Raw genomic sequence first — 18,643 nt, 5'->3', positions numbered from 1 at the left:
CCTGATGACAAGGAGGCCAACATGCAAAACATCAAACTGCCTAGCCGCCTTGTCGGTATTGGCTTATACACACCGGCTGAAGCCTCCCTTTACACGGGGATTCCAGCTGCCGATATCCGCCGGTGGCTTTTCGGATATACCGCGCACGGTGTTCAACACTCGGGGCTTTGGAGCTCGGAACTGGCCGACCTGGATGAGTGCGTACTAGGCTTTCATGACCTCCTGGAAATTCGTTTCGTCCATGCCTTCCGTCAGCACGGTGTAAGCCTGCAAGCCATCCGCAATGCCTCGCAGCAAGCAAAAGAGCTGTTCAATCAAGCGTATCCATTTACCTGCAAACGTTTTCAAACCGATGGTCGGCGCATTTTCGCCACGGTCATGAGCGAAACAGGGGATGAGTCCCTTCTCGACCTGATCAAGCGACAGTACGCGTTTGAGCAGGTCATCAAACCTTCGTTGTATGAAGGCATTGACTACACGGGATCAGATTCCGCTCAGCGCTGGTATCCGGTAAAACGCAGTAAAGCGATCGTTCTGGATCCCTCCCGGAACTTCGGCAAACCCGTTCTTGCAAACACGGGAATCGATACGGCGGCAATTTTTAGCGCCTACAAGACAGAAGGAGAAAACACCAAGCGTGTGGCACTTCTCTACGAGATTCCCGCCGCAGCAGTTGAAGCAGCGGTCAATTTTGAGCAAAGGAATGCCGCTTGAATTTCTTACTGGACAACAACCTCCCCCCCGCCCTGGCCCGCGCATTGAATGAGCTGAGTAAAGTGGAAGGCCATTCAGTATTTGTCAACACCGGTTGAAAACTGACCCACCCTACCGAAGTAAAACTGACCCACCCCGGCGGTGTTTGAGGTCTGTTTATTTTTGTGGCGAGGCCGTTTCTCTCGGCACCACCTGACCTGATTTCAGCTTGTCCTTCAGTCGATAACTTTGTCCGCTGACCTGGACGATATGCGCATGGTGCAGAAGCCGATCCAGCAGCGCAGCGGTCAGTGTTGAGTCGTCGGCGAAGGTCGTTGCCCACTGGCTGAACGGCAAGTTGCTGGTCAGCACCAAGCTGCCATGTTCGTACCGCTTGGCGATCACGTTGAAGAACAAGTTGGCTTCGTCACGGCCAAAAGGCAAATAGCCGATCTCATCAATCACCAGCAGTTTCGAGCGTTGAACAACGCGACTGAAATACTGGGCCAGGCGCCCTTGATGGTGCGCGGCGACGAGTTGCAAAGTCAGGTCGGCGGCAGAGATAAATCGGGTGGAAATGCCTGCCATTATCGCCCGATGAGCCAGAGCGCTGGCCAAGTGTGTTTTGCCAACGCCCGAAGGCCCCAGCAGTACGACGTTTTCCTTACGCTCGATGAAGGCCAGCCCGGCCAGTTCCAGGATCTGGCTTTGCGGCGCGCCGCTGGCGAATTTGAAGTCGTATTGTTCAACCGTTTTCACCGCCGGCAGCCCGGACTGTTGCAGCAGCGCTTGCCGCCGACGCTCGTTTCGAGCGCGATCCTCGCTCAGCAGAAGCTGTTCCAGGAAGTCGGCATAGCTCGTTTCTTTTTCGGCCGCTTGCTGGGCCAGAGCCGGCCAGTCCGTCGCAAAAGTGTCCAGCTTGAACTGTTGGCAAAGAGACTCGATGCGCAGATGTTGAAGGTTCATGGACGCACCTCAAGCAGTGCCTGATAGACAGAGAGCGGATGCTGCAAGCTTTCCACCGGCATGGGTTGGACGACCGAAATCATGCTGCTCGCAACCCCTTGGATCTCTGGCAGGGGCAACAAGTGGTGCACTTCGGTATCCAGTCGGTGTTGCGGTATTTCGCCCGTCGTCGCATGTGTTCGGGCGTTGGCGACCTCCATCAACCAAGGGCCAATCTTGCTGTTCGCGACTTCAACGTCCAACAGCAAGCTGACCTGGTTAAGTGACGCGGCCAGTGGCACTACGAAGCTGTTTTTCAGGTAGTGGTTGAAGCGCTCGACCTTGCCCTTGGTCTGCGCCCGATAAGGCCGGCAGACTTTCGGTGTGAAGCCATAGCGCTCTGCCAAATTCAATAGCGCGGGATTCCAGCGGTGCTGACCGGGGCCATAAACATCGCGTTCCTGGATAATAGTTTTGGCGTTGTCGAAGAGTAGCTTTCGCGGCGTACCGCCGAAGAAACGCAGCGCCTTTTCGATACCGGAACACCAGGCTGCGGAGTCTTCGCGACGGGAGAAAACGACGTAGGTCGCACGGCTCCAGCCCAACGTTGCAACGAATGCCAACAACGGATCGCGGCCACGCCGAATGACGGTGAAGTCCACCTGCATCTGCTCACCGGGCTCGGTTTCAAAGCGAACGACGGCTTCGTTTGCCTTGGATTTCAAGGTCAGCAGAAAGCTGGTGAGGATTGAGTATCCGCCTTCGTAACCCTGCTCGCGGATCTCCCTCAACAGCACGATGGCGGGAATCCAATGGGGTCGAGCGGCTTCTACGCGCTGACGCAGATAGGCCTCGAAAGGCACAAGCTTGCCCACGCGCTGCGCGCGCGGGCCATAGACGACGGGCTGGCGCTGGGCCTGTAATTTGAGGTGGCGTCGAATGGTATTGCGAGAGCAGCCCATCTGCCGGGCGATGGCCCGAATAGACAAACCCTGACGAATAAGAACACTGATTTCCACGTGTTGCTCCTGGGACAGCATGGGCAGCTCGCAAAAGCTGCATTTTGCCCAAGTGGGTCAGTTTTCAACCGGTAGGGTGGGTCAGTTTTGCATCGGTACTGACAAGTATTGCCACTGAGAGACAAATTCCCGCAAGAGACTTCCGATGTTCATTGGATTTCAGTCCTGAGTAACGAAGGCGGCTGGGCGGTAATCTCACAAGATAAATTCACAAAAGGTGATATTGAAAAACGAGCATTCCGCGAATGTGGACTACCCGTGTTTGCCTGGCTAAGCACTGGGGAAACGAATCCTATTGGAACAAAGCCTATAATCTGGTGCGTTGGTGGCCCGCCATCACGACTCAAGCAAACCTGATCAGAGGCGGAGCAGCCTTTCGCGTGCCATGGACGCTTCCCGCACACGGGAAATTTGAGCAGATAAAGATTTAACGCTCGCCATTCACTTAAGTTGTTGCCTTTGAGTTACCGCAACACTGATAGCCAAACGTGATATCCAAACAACATTACATCCACTTCAGACTCTGCTTTCACGAATCCGCCCCCTCACCCGCCTCACCCCAATCCCCACCAATATCCCCACTACAATCGCCCCCAACGGCACCGCTCCCACCCAAGTCATCGTCGGAAACACCAGCAAAATCTGCGAATCATTTCCACCCAGCATCATTGATGCACCAATCCCCATCATCACCCCCGCCAGTAAATGCTTCATCGCTGCCCTCCATTCAAACCGCTGATAGCTGAAAGTCCGTCGATACAGCGAGTAACTGAGCATCCCCACCAGGAGCATGACGAACACCGCCACGCGCTGGCTGGTCAGCGAGTTTTCGCCCGAGGCCCAGAACATTTGCGAGAGGTTGTAAAAGAACACGCTCGGGGTCCACAGCGGTTCGAAGGTATAGAGAGCGCTGGTCAAAGCGCCCAGGAGCATGCTGGACAGCACCAGGCGTTTGTCGCCGTGAACGCGGACCAGGAAGAGTAGTGCCATCAGCACGATGCCGATGGTCAGCCAGTATTGGTGGCTGGAGATCGTCGGCATTTGCAGGGTTTTGTGTTCGGTCAGCATGTTCAGGTGATACCAGAGGACGATCCCCACCACCCAGCCAACAATCGTGAAGGCTTTGCTGAGGTTGCCGCTGGCGAGCTTGGTGAGGGTACCGACGCTGCACCCGTCGTTGAGCACCGAGGCGATGCCGAACAGCAACCCGCCCCCGACCAGCGACACGTAGCCAACATCAGGAATGAACAACGGCTGACTGACGCCAAACAGCCGATAAAACGGTGCCAGTAACAGGCCGAACAGACCGCAAGAGATGAGCGACACAAACAGCGTCGGTCGGCGCCTGAGCAACAACCCGGTGGCATTGACCAGGCACATGCCCATGCGCTGGGATACCCAACCGATAAGGAAGGCCAGCAGCAGCGAAATCGGCAGTGAAAGCACAGGCCTCCTTGTTTCCGGACCCGGACATCGAACAGGTTCCTGAAGGATAGATCAGCCGCAGCCCAAACTTCGGGTGAACCCGCGAAGGCCTTCTACACTAAAACCGCATACACCCCACAACACGACCAAACGAGCCCCCATGACCACCCTCAAAGACCGCTTGAAGCAAGGCAAGGATGCTCGCAAGAACTGCCCCCGCAATGCTCAAGCCTCAACGGGGAAAACAACCCGCGACCCGCTCCCGCTGATCAAAGCGTCCAGTAGAGGCCGGATCAAATCCCTGGTCGACTTACGCTACGGACGAATGCTCGTTTCCCCCTTCACCTTCTATCGCGGCAACGCGCTTTTGCAGGCCCACGATCTGGCCACCACGCCGAACATGGGGCTGACATCGCCCATCTGCGGCGATTGCCACCTGATGAACTTCGGCGGTTTCGCCACGCCCGAACGTAATTTGTTGTTCGGCGTCCACGACTTCGACGAGGTCCACCCCGGCCCTTGGGAGTGGGACGTTAAACGGCTGGTGACGAGTATCGTGGTGGCCGCTCGCGACTTGCGTCATAGCGAAACAGTCGAGGAAACCGTCTGCCGCGAAGCGGTCGGCGCCTACCGGGAAACCATGCTTGAGTGCGCCGAACAAAGCGCTCTGGAAACCTGGTACGAGTCCATCCGTTACGACGACCTGCGCATGCAGGCGAACAAAAAAACGCTCGATCATATCGAACACGCCATCGAAAAAGCCGAGGGTCGCTCCCACGCCGAACTGCTGCCGAAAATCAGCGAGCGTGACGCCCATGGCCGTCTGATCATTCGTGATGACCTGCCGGAAATTTTCCATCTGCACAAAAACACCACGCTGCTGGATGCCGACGATGACTGGCTGCGCCACTCGGATTGGCGGCCGATCTACGACGCCTTCATGCGCAAGTATCCCGGCACGCTGCAAGCTGACCGACGAGCGTTGTTTTCACGTTTTCATGTCCAGGACATGGCCTTCAAAGTCGTAGGTGTGGGCAGCGTCGGTACTCGGTGCCTGGTGGCTCTGCTGACCGATGATCAGGAGTTCCCGCTGTTTCTGCAGTTCAAGGAAGCACGGCGCTCGGTGCTCGCCAGTTACGTGAAGACAAAATCAAAAGAGCGGCACAACGGTCAGCGGGTGGTCGATGGTCAACGGTTGATGCAGGCGGCCAGTGATCTTTTCCTCGGTTGGACCACCGGCCCCAGCGCTCGACACTTCTACGTGCGGCAGTTGCGCGACATGAAAATCTCGGCCGAACTCGAGACCTTCGATGCGGACACCTTCGCGGCGTATGGACGCGTCTGTGGTCGCGCCCTCGCCCGCGCCCATGCCAAATCATCCGGGCAGGCCGCGCAGATCAGCGGCTACATCGGCAAGAGTGATGCGCTGGCCGACGCGCTGTTCAAGTATGCCAATAGCTATGCTGCACAGAATGAACGCGACTTCGAACGCTTCCAGCAGGCCTGCCACGAGGGACGGTTGCGGGCACGATCGGAGGCGGACTTTGCGGCAGATCATTTGCCGTAAGCGCTAACTCGGGGGACTCCCTCCACATAAATTTTTCTTCACCCCACCGCCCCTCTCCAACCGTTAAAGTGCGCTCGCTCATTCAAGAAACTACGGTTTGCCCGCCCTCCCGCGGGCTTTTTTTTGCCTTTTGATTGATTAGCGGCAAGTTGCCATCCAAAACCCCGCGCCCTGATGCAAATCACACCCGGCCGCTTTATTGGGTGTAGCATGGATGTCTATCCATCAGATATCAGTTAGCCATGTCCACGCTAAGCGAAGAGAGCCGCCAGATCGTAGCTTCTCTGGCGCACCGTGTTGGCCCCAATGCTGACATCGCAAGGATCGCCCAAGCGATCATTTCAACCTTGCGGGATATGGATGTAGCCCTCACGCCCATCATCGGCCCCCAGGGAGTTGCCGCGCTTTATCGCCGCAGCCTCCACCTGTGCGCCTCTACTCATCCGCGTTTAGCCGGCATCTATGACAAAGTGCCGCCCGGCATGGACCTGACTGCCCTCAAGTCCGTAATCGTTGAGCAAAACGACACCGATGCGCTGTTTTTTGGTGAAGTGTTGCTGACTACCTTTTACGAGCTGCTGACCACGCTCATCGGGCCCTCGCTTACCGAACGCTTGCTTCGTGGCATGTGGGAACCTTCTTTGAGCGACACCCCTTCGCAGGAAAATTCGCCATGAGCACCAAAGTGACTATCAACCGCCTGGCCACCGGCGTGCCAGGACTGGACGAGGTGCTGGGCGGGGGATTACCGGAGTTTTCGTTCAACCTGATCGCCGGCCCGCCTGGCTGTGGCAAGACCACCCTCGCGCATCAGATGATGTTCGCCCTGGCGACACCTGAGCGCCCGGCCCTGTTCTTTACCGTGCTGGGAGAGCCGCCGCTGAAGATGCTGCGCTATCAGCAGCAATTCGATTTTTTCGACAGCGAAGCGATCAACCATTCGATTCGCTACATCAACCTGGCCGACGACACCCTGGCGGGGAATCTGGACGAGGTGCTGCGGCGCATCGTCAGCGAGGTGGAGGCTCACTCACCTGGGCTGGTGTTTGTCGATTCGTTCCGCTCCGTGGTGCTGGCCAGCCAGACCCAGGACAACCCCAATAACAACCTGCCGCAGTTCGTTCAGCAATTGGGCATGTTGATGACCACCTGGCAGGCGACGACCTTCCTGATTGGCGAATATTTCACCGAAACCGACACCAACCCGATTTTCACCGTGGCCGATGGCCTGATCTGGCTGCGCCAGAGCGTTCAGCGCAACTCGATGGTGCGCAAGATGGAAATCATGAAGATGCGCGGCCAGCCAACGCTGCCGGGGCTGCATACCTTCCGTATTGCGACGTCGGGGATCAAGGTCTTTGCACCCGCCTCCGCCAACCCGGTTGAAGCACCGCTGGAACTCCCGAGAAAACGCCTGAAAATGGGCGTGCCGCAACTCGATGAAATGCTCGGCGGCGGCCTGCCCCGGGGTTATTCCCTGTTGGTGGCCGGTCCGTCGGGTTCGGGCAAAAGCATTCTGGCGTCAACCTTCCTCGCCGAAGGCGCGCGCAATGGCGAAACCGGCGTGATCGCGGTGTTTGAACAGCGGCCGAATCACTCCCAGAACACCACTCTGGCGGGGCTGATTGAGAGTGGACAAGTCGGCTTGGTCGACAGCCGTGCGCCGGACCTATCCATCGACGAAATCGTGCATTTACTGCTCAGCGAGATCAGCCGACTCAAAGCCACCCGTGTGGTGATCGATTCGTTGTCGGGCTTCGAACTGGCGCTGGCGCCGACCTTCCGCGAAGACTTTCGTGAATCGCTGTCGCGCATGGTCACGGCACTGACCAGCATCGGTGTCAGTGTGTTGCTGACCTCGGAACTGGAAGACCGCTACACCGACCTGCGCTTCAGCCCTTACGGCACGGCGTTTCTCACCGACGCAATCATCGTCCAGCGCTATATTGAAGTGCAGAGCCGCTTGTTGCGCATCATGGCGGTGGTCAAGGTGCGGGCCAGCGCCCACTCCGATGAATTGCGCCTGTATCGCATCGACAATAACGGCTTGCAGATCGGCGAAATGTTACCGGATCAGGAAGGATTACTGGGGGGCCGGCCAACCCGGCAGCTCACCAAGGACGAGGGGTAAACAGGGACTATGACTGAGGCCAATGGCACGAACGCGCAAACGATGGCCTCGGCCGCTCGCGAGTTGTTCCTGATCGGCCAGAAAACCGTCGAAGCCCGTGCGGTGCTGGCGGCGCTGAAAAAAGAATTGAGCGATACCAACAACCAGCTGGTAGACGCCCAGCAAATCGAACAACTGGTCGAAGCCAATCAGCAATTGGTGCTGGCCATTCTGCTGGCGCAATCGGATGCGGAAAAACCCCAGCGTACGCAAGAAGAGCAGCGCCTGTTTCTGGAAATGCGCGAGGCCAACGCGCAATTGGTGATTGCGGCCCTCAGCGCGCAAAACCTGCAAGCCTCGGCAGAACATATGCTGGCGCAGCAACGCAACCTCCTCACACTGGTTGCCCATGAACTGCGCAACCCGCTGACGCCCATCAGCATGATCGCCGGCCGACTGGTGCGGGCGCCCAGTGAAGAGCTGCCGCGCATGCAGGCATTGATCGAGGGCCAGGTGCGGCATATGACCCGGCTGGTGGATGACTTGCTTGACGTGTCCCGCGCCAGCACCGGCAAACTGCGCCTCGATTGCCGGATCGTCGACATGGTGCAGATCATCCATGAGGCCATCGAGGTGTGCCGCCCGGTGATGAATACCCGACAGCTGCATTTCACCGCCGAGCTGCCCGCGTGCACACTGTCGGTGGACGGCGACCCAGTGCGGCTGACGCAGATTCTCGGCAACCTGCTGGGCAACGCGGCCAAGTACACACCTACGGGGGGCCATGTCACGCTGGCGGTCACCACCAGGGACAACGTACTGGAGATGAGCATCTGCGATGACGGCATCGGTATTTCCGCTCAAGCCCTGCCGTTTATCTTCGAACCGTTTGTGCAAGACGTTCACGCCGTCGGTTTCAACGGTGCAGGCCTTGGCATTGGCCTGACGGTGGTTCGCGAATTGGTGGAAGCCCATGGCGGCACGGTGATCGGCAAGAGCGACGGCGACGGCAAAGGCAGCACCTTTATCGTGACATTGCCGCTGGCGGTTTGAGTTTTTCCGTTGGCCACGTAATGCTTGCGCGACGATCCCCACGAACCGGAGCGCCCTATGCCGCTGTTGTCCCTGCCCTGTAAACGCTTGACGCTGGCGGTGCTCGACCCTGAACAAGCGACACTGGAAAGCGACTTCTACCGACGCAACCAAAGGCATCTCGCCCGGTGGTCGCCAATTCGCCCCACCGACTACCACAGCCCTGAAAACATCCGCCCGCGCCTTGAAGTGCAAGCCAGCGCTTTCCAGGCCGGCCTGGCGGTGCATTTCGCGCTGCTGGCCCCGGACAACGGCCAGATGATCGGCGCGTGCAACTTCAGCGGCATCACTCGCGGGGCGTTTCAGGCGTGCTATCTCGGTTACCACATCGACGAATCCTATCAAGGCCAGGGCTTGATGCAGGAAGCATTGGAAGCGGGCATCGGCTACATGTTCGATGAGCAGAAACTGCACCGGATTATGGCCAATTACATCCCCGGCAATGAACGCAGTGCGCGGCTGCTGGAGCGTCTGGGTTTTGAACGTGAAGGCTACGCCAAAGCCTACCTGAGTATCGCCGGGCGCTGGCAGGATCACGTGTTGACCGCGCTGATCAATGATCGCTTTGAAACCCCGGAACAGCGCTGGTCCAGACGTCTCTCGTAATACTTCGCAGGCCGTTCACAATTCGTTAAGCATTCGCCCCGTATGCTCGAGCTTCCCGGTCCACCTCCTCGGTAGCCAGAGGTCTATGTCGCGTCCTGCCACTTCACTGTTTCTGCTTGCCGCTGTGCTGTTTTTCTTTGCCTTGGGCAATCATCAACTGCAAGGTTCCACGGAGGCCCGGGTGGCCGGGATCGCCATGCAAATGCACCTGGATAACGACTGGGTGACGCCCCGTTTGTTCGGCGAACCGTTTCTGGAAAAACCGCCCTTGAGCTTGTGGCTGGATGCCGGCGCCATCCGTGCATTCGGCGGCACGCCGTGGGCGGTGCGATTGGCATCGGCGTTCGCCGGGTTGTTCAGCGTGATGCTGTTGTACGCGATGCTGCGCCGGTTCGGCCGGCCCAAGGCGATTGCCTGGACGGCGGGCATTCTGCTCGCGACCATGGCCAGTTACTGGAGCAACGTGCGCGGCGTCGGTGAAGACGCGTTGCTCGCTCTCGGCGTGACCATGGCGTTGCTGGCGTTCTTTCAGGGGCAACGACAGTCGACGCTCGGCAACGCATTGCTGTTTGCCTCGGGAATCGCTATCGCCACCTTGAGCAAAGGCGTGCTGGGCCTGGCGATGCCGGGCGTGGTGATTTTCGCGTATCTGCTGGCCGAGACCTTGATGGACAAGCGCCTGAAACTCTCGGACTGGCTACGCCCTGGTTTACTGACGCTTGCGGGATTGATCCCGCTGATGATCTGGCTCGCCGTGTTGTATCAGCGCGGTGGCGCGCAGGCCGTGGGGGAAGTGCTGCTGACCAACAGCGTCGGACGCTTCAGCGGTTCCTTCGTCGAGGCCGGTCATTACGAACCGTTCTATTACTACCTGGCCAAGCTGCCCCAAGCGTTTCTGCCGTGGAATATTCTGGTGTACCTGGGGTTGTGGCATTTTCGAAAAAGCCTGATGGCCAATCGTTACTTACTGTTTTTCACGCTGTGGATCGTGGCGCAGTTTGTGATGCTGACGCTAGCGTCGAGCAAGCGCACGGTGTATCTCATGTCGATGACGCCAGCGGCGGCGGTAATTGCCGCGGAGTATGCGAGCGTTCTGTACGAGCGGCTGAAGTTGCGCGAAGAGGCCTCGAACCTGTTGGGGAACATGGCACGGCATCGTCGCGGCGTGGCCATTGGCGTGATCGGGCTGGTGATCGGCAGCTACCTGGTCGCCGCACAATGGGCATTGCCCCATGCCGATCGCAAACTGTCCTTCCTGCCGTTGACCGCACAGATTCAGACGATGCAGGCCAACGGGCAACACGTCGCCCTGTTCCAGGCCAACGAACGGGTGGGCGGCGCCAGCGTGTTCTACACCCAGCGAGTGCTCAAGGGCCTGGACACCGAGGCGCAACTGCATGAATTTCTGGCGGCCTCGCCCTCCAACGTGGCGGTCATGTCCGGTGAAAACGAACCAGCCGCTCCATTGAAAGTCCTCAAGACCATGAAGGTGGGGCGTCAGGCTTACTACTTTGTAAACCAGTAAGCGGCTCAACCGTCGGCAATTCAAACTTTTGCAGCACCGGCCTCTCCAGCCGCGCTCGCCCGTAAAACGCCAACGCCGTCAGCAAACACGCCAGCCACACGAAGATTCCGGCCCAGAAGGTGTGGGACATGTAGTGCCAGCCTTGCAGAACCCGCGTCGTGCCGTAGACGAAACCGAGCAGAAACGCGCCATACATCAGCGCTTTGGAATAACGCCAACGGTAACGGCGAGCCACGAAGTACAGGGCCAGCATGGTGAAGCCGCCGGAAGCATGCCCGCCCGGCCAGCAACGGCCATCACCGGCTTCCTTGAACAGCTGGAAGTTGTTGTACCACTCCACATGGGCCATTTTCCCACCGTAGAGGGTCGTTTCAATCGGGCAGTACACGCTGGTGTGCGACTTGAGGAAATGGATCACGCCGGTGCAAATGGCAAACGCGAAGACCACAAACAGAAAATCCCGACGATGTTCATAGGCAAATCGGAGCACCGCCGCCGCTTTGCTGCGTTCCAGAAAGCGGCCGAGACGCGGATGCTTTTGCGTGTTGGCCAGCGGCCAGACAAACGACAGCATCGCGCCGATCAAGGCAATCTCGCCAGTCCAGTTCGGAATGATGCGCGCCCACTTGTGGGTGAGCTTCTCGAAGAAGTGAACCTTGTCGAGCGGAAAGATCTGGGTGACGGGATCAAACAGCAGATTACTGAAGCTGATGTCGATATTGGTCATGTCGAACATCAGGAAAACCACTGCCGCGCAGACCAGCGGGATACCGAAATTCACCCAGTAAAACCGGTGGCGGGAAGACGTCAGCATGGTGTGTCCTGATCCGGAAGGAATACTCATTCGGAGGTCACCGAGCGCCAATCAGCGGCTTCAATGAAACCGAGCATGCGCGGGGCTTTATGGGTTTTGGCAGAGATAAACAGAGAAGCACCGTAACCGAGCGTGGAGGTCGACAAGTTCAGGTCTTTTTCCAGTTGCGCCATGCATTCGCTATGGGTCACCAGAATCAGATTGCGACCCGCCACTTTGTGCGCCAGGGCATCACGCAGCATCGTGCCCCTGCAGCTGATCAGCCAGTCCTCGCCCACACCGACCTTGTTGAACATGTAGCTGGCCGTCTGTGACGTACGCATCATGGGGCTATTGTAGATATCGGCCTTTTCCAGCCCCAATTGTTCGAACTGCGCACCGACACTCACCGCGACGCTGCGCGAACGATCGGTAATGCCATCGTTGCCGCTCAGGCACGCGGCTTTCGAGTGATCACAGCGTTCGACATGGCGTACCAGCACGATCACATCGCCTTTGGCCCAACCCTTGGCCAATGCTCGTGCGCCCGCCACATTGCCATGCGCCAGGTCCGGCACTGCGGCCGGCTGCAACAGCCAAATGGTCAATGGAATGACCAGCAGCGCCGAGGCCAGCACCACCGCGGTAGTTCGATAACGGGCCAAAACACTCAGATTGATCGAGCGTTTGATCCCGAACAGATTCAGTCTCAATTCCACATCAAACGGCCTCACCCGCATGCATCTTTGTCATTCGATGACACGAGGGTAGAGAGGCGCGCGTCGGCAGCCAGTGAAACCCATGTGAAAAAAAGCTTAAGCCGCCGACAAAAACCTTGTTACAGATCTGTCCGACAAAATCCTTTCAGCTCTCGCGATTGCTGCCGATACAGACCTGCTACACACCCTTGCTGGCACTTAAAAACAACAATCTTCCAGCCAACCGACGATCGAAAGCGCAACGTTCCTGGAGGAATTTGATGAATAGCTGGTTCGGCAACATCAGCGTGAACATGAAACTGGGCCTGGGGTTCGGCCTGGTTCTGGCATTGACCTGCGTACTGGCCTTGACCGGCTGGACCAGCCTGGGCGGGTTGATTGACCGCAGTAACTGGATGAGCGACATCACTCAGCTCAACTCCGGCCTGACCAAGCTTCGTGTGGTTCGCCTGCAATACATGCTGACCAACGGCGATGAAACCGCCGCTCAGAACGTACAGACCACCCTTGACGCCTTTTCCGCCCAGCAACAGTCGCTGTTGTCGAAGTTCAAGAGCCCGGAAAACCTCAAGCTGCTCAAAGAGCAGGGCTCTTACATCGACGCCTACAAGACGTCGCTGAACAAAATGCGCAGCGCTTACCGCACTGGCAATAGTGCCCGCGATGTCATGGTCGCCAATGCTGAAACGGCCAGCACGCTGATCGACGCCATCAGCACCCGCGTGCAACAAATGCCCATGAGCGATCAGCGTTTTGAACAATTCCAGGCCGTCACCGCTGCCAAGGAAGCGTTCATCCTGGCCCGCTACGAAGTGCGCGGCTACACCGCCACCACCAATGCCGAGACCGAGCAAAAGGCCGTTGTCCAACTGGATACGGCGATTGCCAGCCTGAAACCGCTCAACGCGCAGTTTGCCGAGACCCAGCAAGACGCCCTGCGTCAGCTGGAAACCGCACTCGGCAACTACCGCAGCGCGTTGCTCGCCTATAAAGCGGCCAACACCGATGCCGTGCAGGCGCGCAAGGAAATGACCGACCAGGGCGCGGCCATCGTGACCCTGAGCGATCAGCTGTATCAGATCCAGCTCGATCGTCGTGACGTCGAAAGCGCCCAGGCGCGCACGCTGCAGCTGATCAGCACGTTGCTGGCGTTGTTGGTGGGCATCATTGCTGCCGTGATCATCACCCGTCAGATCACCGGCCCGTTGCGCGACACCCTGGCCGTGGTCGAACGCATCGCCAGCGGCGACCTGTCCCAGGACGTCAAAGTGACGCGTCGCGATGAACTCGGCGTGTTGCAGCAAGGCATTGCGCGCATGGGCGTGACCCTGCGTGACTTGATCAGCGGCATCCGCGACGGCGTCACTCAGATCGCCAGCGCCGCTGAAGAATTGTCCGCCGTCACCGAGCAAACCAGCGCCGGCGTCAATAGCCAGAAGATCGAGACCGATCAAGTGGCCACCGCCATGCATGAGATGACCGCCACCGTTCAGGAAGTCGCGCGTAACGCCGAAGAAGCCTCCCAGGCTGCAGCTGCCGCAGATGGCGAAGCTCGCGAAGGCGACAAAGTGGTCAACGAAGCCATCGCCCAGATCGAACGTCTGGCCAGCGAAGTGGCGCGCTCCACCGAAGCCATGAGCGTGCTGCAACAGGAAAGCGACAAGATCGGCAGCGTCATGGACGTGATCAAAGCCGTCGCCGAACAGACCAACTTGCTGGCCCTCAACGCCGCGATTGAAGCCGCGCGTGCCGGCGAAGCCGGTCGTGGTTTTGCGGTGGTGGCCGACGAAGTCCGCGGCCTGGCCCAGCGCACACAGAAGTCCACCGAAGAAATCGAAGGTCTGGTGGCCGGCCTGCAGAATGGCACCAAACAAGTGTCGACCGTGATGAACAACAGCCGCGCCCTGACCGACAGCAGCGTCGCCCTGACCCGCAAGGCTGGCGTATCGCTGGAAAACATCACCCGCACGGTGTCCAACATCCAGTCGATGAACCAGCAGATCGCTGCCGCTGCCGAGCAACAAAGCGCCGTGGCCGAAGAAATCAGCCGCAGCATCATCAACGTGCGCGACGTGTCAGAACAGACCGCCGCCGCGAGTGATGAAACGGCTGCGTCCAGTGTTGAACTGGCGCGGTTGGGGAATCAGTTGCAGCAGATGGTGAGTCACTTCCGCGTCTGACATTCAATTTGCGGTGAATCGGATCGTTCCCACGCTCCCGCGTGGGAATGCCTCAATGGACGCTCAGCGTCCGCTCCAGCATCGATCACTCAGAGAAGTCCACCGCTTTCGCTTTCTCGTGACGCGAAGGAAGATCGAGTTCTATCCCACCCGTGATGCTGAATCTGTTGTGGACTCGGCTTCCAAGTCCTTCGGCACGCTCATCGGTGGTCAAATCTCCCCCTTGCTTCTTCCTCAATCGAGCGCCCGTTTGGGGGGCTGCGACACGCAACTGCTCCATAGATTGATCGTCCTGGTTTCTAATCGTAATGCTGACCATGATGCCTCCTGCAATCCAACGAAATCATTGATTGAAGCTAACACTCCCTTTCCTAAAAGTATTTCGACCCTGCCAACCCGTCGTGTCATTCGCCGTAAAAAAGAATCCTACAGCCTTCCCGGCATTGTTCCCCTGCCTGGTGGTGAAACTTCCAGTTCCGCTGATTGATACAGCTGACAGCGTTCCCACTAGCTACTCCGTAATGTCGATGCCCAACCCTTCATCGGAAACGCATCGGCATGGACGACACCTCCTCAAGTGAGAATTCAACTCAACCCTTACTCGATACATTGATCGAGGCCTTCGCTCCCGAGGGCAAATCGTCAGCATTTGAAACACTCTTCAAAGAAAAGCTGAACATCACTTCGGTATTCGACATCACCGGGATGACCGCGGCCGAGTTCAAGGATCGTCTGGATACCGCGATCAACAATGACGAGAGCCTCAAAACGCAGGCCGCCAGCATCGACACCGGAGTGCTCTACAACGACGCCAGATGTTATGCCGCGCAGATCAACCACCTTTACCGGGAGCACCGGACATCGGACGGAACGGCACAGCACCACTGGCATCCCCCGGGTATTCGCGCTGTCGAGAAACAGGGCCCCACCTACTCCCATCTGTTCAAAGAGAACTGGGACGACGCGTGTAAGAACGACTCGATCGCCGCCATCGATTCACCGGTCGCCTACCTCAGAGCGCTGTACCGGTTTGCCCTGCAACTGGAATCCAGCGCCTCGTCCACAGAGGGAGAAAAAGCCAACCGGATCACGTTGGCAAAACGTCGTCCAGATCTTGCTGACCTGTCGATTGACCAGCAAAGCACCTTCACCGCGCAACCGATGCTCGGGATCGTCAATGCGATCCTGGGCCAGAATATCCTGGACGCGCTGAAGACCACCGACGACAGAGGTAAATCGACCTATGACGTTTTAGCGCAAAGAAATTACCCCTTTGCCCTTCCGTACGAGTTTTTCCATCATCAGTGCCTGCTGGGTCTAAGCGCGGACAAACCAACGCTCGGGGAACTGAATTACCTCGTCAGCGAATACCTGCCTGTCACGCAATACTACGGTTCTCGTTTCGGTACGATACAGAACGCCTCCTCCGCTAACGCTCAGAGGCTGATGTCCGGGCTGGGCCCAAAACAGCAAGCGTTGCTGACAGAACAGCCATGGGCTGAAAAGATCCTGACAAATACGGCGTTCGCCAGACTCTCCCCCGACGAACAGAGCAAGCAAAAAAACAATTACTGGGAAAAGATCTACGGCACTGCATCCATTTCCGATCTGAAACAAATACACCGCTTCCTTGAGCGAACCGAACTCAAAGCCGAGCAACTGGAGGCCTTGCTGGCGCAAGGCAAACACGCGCCCAACACTTCTGCGCATTACTTATTGTCGGCACCTTACACCCAGCCCTACGGCGCACGTTACGTAAACGGCCCTCTCGCACCCCCTGAGAAAAGCATGTCGCTGGACAGAGAGAAAAGCCTCGGGGAAATCGCCAATGCGACCGAGGACCAACTCGAACGCCTGCATCGAATGATTCGCCTCCAGCGTTGGCTCGACATTCCTTTCACAGAGCTGGACAGTCTGCTGTGCAGCGCATTTGAATTGAAGCGGCCACGTAATGCCCAGATGCAGCTCGACTGCCATGCCATCCGTGCCCTTGGTGTTTATCGATACCTGAATCGCAAGTACTCAATCACCGCTGAAGAGTTTGGCGCGCTGCTGCACCAGGTATTACCCTGCGCGACCGGCGATAACATCACGCTGTTCGATAAGGTGTTCAATCAGGCCCGGGTATTTGACGCACCGCTGAAGCTCGATGGCCGTGTCTTTCGGGCGGAGAATTCGGATCCAGCCTCTCACACCATTCTCCAACACCTGAGCATCAGTCTTGGCTTGCCTCTGACAGAGGACTCGCTATTGCAGGTCGTCAGAAATACGCAAAAACACCTGGGCTCGCTCAAGTGTGATTTGCCCACGCTGTCGTCCATCTATCGCCAGGCGCGCATCGCGCGGATGTTCGGTCTCTCGATCAGCGAAAGTTCGACGCTGGCCAATTTGCTGGGAGGGGAAAACATTTCCAGGTGCCTGGCAACGGGTAACAACGGCATGCGGACACTTCGAATAAATGGCGAAAACGGAAGGCAGTATTTTGAGCTGATCGCACATTTTCTGCTTCCGGAACAGGGCGGCCCGGGCGAAGCCACCCTCCTTGCGGGGTCAAGACTGAGGACCAACACGTCATGGTTCGCAAACAACACAACGGACAAAAGGCTTGACCTGAGCTTTACCAAAGAATCAGGCGAGATAGATGAGCCGTCGATCTACATCAAGCAGACTCCAACCACTGGTTCGACAGGTATCTCTTCGCTGGAGGGCCAGAACATCAAATGGAGTGGTGCTGGTTTCGATGAATTTACCCACCGGAAAAATCCGCGTCTGATACTGCAATCCATTTATCAGGGAGGGGGCTTAACCTCGATTGGCACCTTGACTGGCGAAATAACTGAAGTGCTTTTGAGTAATGAAGCCCCCCAGGGCGTTTTTGCATTCGACCTCCTCGACGTCCTGATGCAATTGGACTGGATAACTCGCTGGATCAAAGAATCCGCCTACGACATCCCCATGCTGCAACGTGTTCTTGAATTGCCAACCAGCGCCGATTATCCGTTGGGGAATTTGCAGCAGAACCTCACCAAATTCATCGCCGACACGCGCGCGAGTGTGGTCACCGCACAAGAGTGGGCGGTGTTGGCATTGCCGGGGAAAGCTGATTGGAGGGCGAAACTGGCGAATACCCTGTTAGATGACAAAGGGCTGGTAAAAAATGTCGCCCCCACGATCAAACACGATGTATCGCAGACGTTGACCGCCGCTCTGAACAAAATCGTCGATGACGACTCCATCAAACTGGACGACGATCACGAAAAAAACCGCAAGCTCAAAGACGAGAGCAAGCAGAAACTCAAGAATTTTCTCTTGCTGGCCCATGATCGTCAGCAGCATCTGATCGAAGCATTTTTGCAGGAAACATTCCTGCTGCCCATGAACTGTGCAAAAGACGTCGTGATATGGGCGAGCACTTCAGTCCATCAGATTCTCACCGCGGCCCTTGTGTCTAAAGACTCACATGAGCTCGCGCGCACCTTGCATCCGCTGCTGCGCCACACCGAGGCCGCTGTCCGGTTGCAGTTGAGCAACAAGGCCCTGCGCGCACTTCTGAGCACTGCCCGCTGGCTGGACATGCCGGATGGACAACTGAGGCTCTCGTTCAAAACCTTGTACCTGTTCGATCGCTTTAACCACTTCATGAGCACTTACCAGCAGCCGGAAGAAAACCTGCTGAGCTACCTGGAGTTCGCCGATTTCAATGGTGGCGAGACAAGCGCTGTCAACGAGCGTCTGGCCCAACTCCTGAACTGGACAGCGGCAGAAGTCACCGTGCTTACCTCGCAGTTGCCGTTCAGGAGGGCCCAAACCATAAAGGACATCGATTGGGTCATGCGTTGTCACAGCGCCTGTAAAGTCACCGGCCTTGGCACGAACGCGTTGCTCGGTGCTGCTGCTCTCAACGAAAACAGTTCGACTGCCCAATGGAAAACGGTCGGTGAAACGATCATGGCGGCCAGTCACTAAATC

15 protein-coding genes and 3 pseudogenes are annotated in these 18,643 nt (G+C 57.5%); 13 read left to right on the top strand and 5 right to left on the bottom strand.

Going from position 1 to position 18,643, the window contains the following annotated elements; translation table 11 throughout:
• The first annotated feature begins 21 nt into the window (after window positions 1-21).
• Together ACYZT6_RS01410 and ACYZT6_RS01405 are read left to right on the top strand one after the other, a co-directional pair.
• Window positions 22-714, top strand: coding sequence for a DUF433 domain-containing protein (locus tag ACYZT6_RS01410; RefSeq protein ID WP_462025425.1), 693 nt, complete (start codon window positions 22-24; stop codon window positions 712-714).
• A pseudogene (locus tag ACYZT6_RS01405) lies at window positions 711-794 on the top strand (PIN-like domain-containing protein); the annotation flags it as partial. The gene ACYZT6_RS01410 and the pseudogene ACYZT6_RS01405, both read left to right, overlap by 4 nt.
• 76 nt (window positions 795-870) lie before the next feature.
• Here the strand turns inward: ACYZT6_RS01405 and istB are convergent.
• Together istB and istA are read right to left on the bottom strand one after the other, a co-directional pair.
• Window positions 871-1,659: an IS21-like element helper ATPase IstB gene (istB, locus tag ACYZT6_RS01400; RefSeq protein WP_461987631.1), complete on the bottom strand. Its 789-nt coding sequence runs from the start codon at window positions 1,657-1,659 to the stop codon at window positions 871-873.
• Window positions 1,656-2,678 (bottom strand): IS21 family transposase, encoded by a 1,023-nt coding sequence (gene istA / locus ACYZT6_RS01395; protein ID WP_462025424.1) that lies wholly within the window; start codon window positions 2,676-2,678, stop codon window positions 1,656-1,658. The genes istB and istA overlap by 4 nt, the downstream gene beginning before the upstream one ends.
• 84 nt (window positions 2,679-2,762) lie before the next feature.
• On the opposite strand from istA, the pseudogene ACYZT6_RS01390 reads away from it, so the two are divergent.
• Window positions 2,763-3,088: pseudogene (locus tag ACYZT6_RS01390) on the top strand (PIN-like domain-containing protein); the annotation flags it as partial.
• A gap of 85 nt (window positions 3,089-3,173) precedes the next feature.
• On the opposite strand, the gene ACYZT6_RS01385 reads toward ACYZT6_RS01390, so the two are convergent.
• On the bottom strand, window positions 3,174-4,103 hold the full coding sequence (locus ACYZT6_RS01385; RefSeq protein ID WP_462025423.1) for a YeeE/YedE thiosulfate transporter family protein: 930 nt from the start codon (window positions 4,101-4,103) through the stop codon (window positions 3,174-3,176).
• A gap of 139 nt (window positions 4,104-4,242) precedes the next feature.
• On the opposite strand from ACYZT6_RS01385, the gene ACYZT6_RS01380 reads away from it, so the two are divergent.
• The 6 genes from ACYZT6_RS01380 (at window position 4,243) to ACYZT6_RS01355 (ending at window position 10,982) form a co-directional block, all read left to right on the top strand.
• Window positions 4,243-5,649, top strand: coding sequence for a DUF2252 domain-containing protein (locus tag ACYZT6_RS01380; RefSeq protein ID WP_462025422.1), 1,407 nt, complete (start codon window positions 4,243-4,245; stop codon window positions 5,647-5,649).
• 242 nt (window positions 5,650-5,891) lie between these two features.
• A complete protein-coding gene (locus tag ACYZT6_RS01375; protein WP_462025421.1) occupies window positions 5,892-6,326 on the top strand; it encodes a hypothetical protein in 435 nt (144 codons plus the stop codon).
• Window positions 6,323-7,780 (top strand): ATPase domain-containing protein, encoded by a 1,458-nt coding sequence (locus tag ACYZT6_RS01370; RefSeq protein WP_462025420.1) that lies wholly within the window; start codon window positions 6,323-6,325, stop codon window positions 7,778-7,780. Before ACYZT6_RS01375 ends, ACYZT6_RS01370 begins: the two co-directional genes overlap by 4 nt.
• 9 nt (window positions 7,781-7,789) lie before the next feature.
• Window positions 7,790-8,812 (top strand): ATP-binding protein, encoded by a 1,023-nt coding sequence (locus ACYZT6_RS01365; RefSeq protein WP_462025419.1) that lies wholly within the window; start codon window positions 7,790-7,792, stop codon window positions 8,810-8,812.
• 57 nt (window positions 8,813-8,869) lie between these two features.
• Window positions 8,870-9,457, top strand: coding sequence for a ribosomal protein S5-alanine N-acetyltransferase (gene rimJ, locus ACYZT6_RS01360; RefSeq protein ID WP_462025418.1), 588 nt, complete (start codon window positions 8,870-8,872; stop codon window positions 9,455-9,457).
• Between the two features lie 85 nt (window positions 9,458-9,542).
• Complete coding sequence (locus ACYZT6_RS01355) at window positions 9,543-10,982, top strand: ArnT family glycosyltransferase (RefSeq protein ID WP_462025417.1); 1,440 nt, start codon at window positions 9,543-9,545, stop codon at window positions 10,980-10,982.
• Here ACYZT6_RS01355 and ACYZT6_RS01350 read toward each other — a convergent pair.
• Both ACYZT6_RS01350 and pmrG read right to left on the bottom strand, forming a co-directional pair.
• A complete protein-coding gene (locus ACYZT6_RS01350; RefSeq protein ID WP_462025416.1) occupies window positions 10,933-11,796 on the bottom strand; it encodes a phosphatase PAP2 family protein in 864 nt (287 codons plus the stop codon). The genes ACYZT6_RS01355 and ACYZT6_RS01350 overlap by 50 nt on opposite strands.
• Before the next feature lie 26 nt (window positions 11,797-11,822).
• Window positions 11,823-12,494, bottom strand: coding sequence for a lipopolysaccharide core heptose(II)-phosphate phosphatase PmrG (pmrG, locus tag ACYZT6_RS01345; protein WP_462025415.1), 672 nt, complete (start codon window positions 12,492-12,494; stop codon window positions 11,823-11,825).
• Window positions 12,495-12,754: 260 nt separating this feature from the next.
• Between pmrG and ACYZT6_RS01340 the strand changes: the two are divergent.
• From ACYZT6_RS01340 to ACYZT6_RS01325, 4 genes and pseudogenes are all read left to right on the top strand, one after another.
• Window positions 12,755-13,816, top strand: a pseudogene (locus tag ACYZT6_RS01340) (methyl-accepting chemotaxis protein); the annotation flags it as partial.
• On the top strand, window positions 13,811-14,674 hold the full coding sequence (locus ACYZT6_RS01335) for a methyl-accepting chemotaxis protein (RefSeq protein ID WP_462029895.1): 864 nt from the start codon (window positions 13,811-13,813) through the stop codon (window positions 14,672-14,674). The pseudogene ACYZT6_RS01340 and the gene ACYZT6_RS01335, both read left to right, overlap by 6 nt.
• A 55-nt stretch (window positions 14,675-14,729) precedes the next feature.
• Window positions 14,730-15,161, top strand: a complete 432-nt coding sequence (locus ACYZT6_RS01330) for a hypothetical protein (protein ID WP_462025414.1) — start codon at window positions 14,730-14,732, stop codon at window positions 15,159-15,161.
• A 71-nt stretch (window positions 15,162-15,232) separates the two neighbouring features.
• Window positions 15,233-18,640 carry a Tc toxin subunit A gene (locus tag ACYZT6_RS01325; RefSeq protein WP_462025413.1) on the top strand — a complete coding sequence of 1,136 codons (3,408 nt, stop codon included), beginning with the start codon at window positions 15,233-15,235 and terminating at the stop codon, window positions 18,638-18,640.
• The last annotated feature ends 3 nt before the right edge of the window (window positions 18,641-18,643 follow it).

The organism is Pseudomonas sp. RT6P73 (assembly GCF_054897715.1).
Note: the sequence above shows the minus strand (reverse complement) of the source record. Positions and strands in the feature narration are given on the sequence as shown.